1 pseudogene is annotated in these 913 nt (G+C 71.1%); it reads left to right on the top strand.

Features of this window, described 5'->3' with window-relative positions:
* Positions 1 to 913: pseudogene (locus tag OO48_RS34760) on the top strand (transposase); the annotation flags it as partial.

The raw sequence follows: 913 nt of genomic DNA, 5'->3' as shown, positions 1-913 counted from the left end.
GGATCGTGCTGGCCGTGGACGTGAGCAACTGGCTCCGCCCCGACGCCCCGACAAGCGACGAGCGGCTGTTCTGCCATGTCTACGGACGCGGGGACCGCAGTCGGGACCAGTTCGTTCCGGGCTGGCCGTACTCCTTCGTCGCCGCGCTGGAATCCGGCCGCACCTCCTGGGTCGCGCTGCTGGATGCCGTGCGCCTGGGACCGGCCGATGACGCTACCGCCGTCACCGCCATCCAACTGCGTGACATCGTCGGAAGGTTGATCCAGGCTGGACACTGGGAGCCGGGCAACCCGGAGATCCTGATCGTGATGGACTCCGGCTACGACGTCACCTACCTCTCCCACGCCCTGGCCGACCTGCCGGTGGTTCTGCTCGGACGCCTGCGCTCGGACCGGGTCATGCTCCGCGACCCTGGCCCCGACCGCCGCGGGCCGAAGGGCGGGCGACCCCGTCGACACGGCGGAGTCCTCACCTTCGCCAAACCCGACACCTGGCACATCCCCGACACCGCCACGGCCACCGACACCACCCGCTACGGCACCGCCGAGGCGACGGCCTGGGACCGGATGCACCCTCGGCTCACCCACCGCGGCCCGTCTGGCTGTGGTGCTCGGCCACCACAGCCACCGGCACGGACGTGGACCTGTGGTGGCAGTCCTTCCTGCGCCGATTCGACCTGGAGCACACCTTCCGGCTGATGAAGCAGACCCTCGGCTGGACCGCCCCGAAGATCCGCCACGCCACACCGCCGATCTGTGGACCTGGCTGATCATCGCCGCCCACACCCAGATCCGCCTCGCCCGACCCCTGGCCGAAGACGTACGCCGGCCCTGGGAGCGACCGGCGACCGAACCCCGCCGTCTCACCCCCGCCCGCGTCCGCCGGGGTTTCGCAACATCCGCGCGACAGCGGC

The sequence above is a fragment of the Kitasatospora phosalacinea genome (genome assembly GCF_000716545.1).
GTDB lineage: Bacteria > Actinomycetota > Actinomycetes > Streptomycetales > Streptomycetaceae > Kitasatospora > Kitasatospora phosalacinea.
This window is presented reverse-complemented; position numbering and strand designations above follow the sequence as displayed.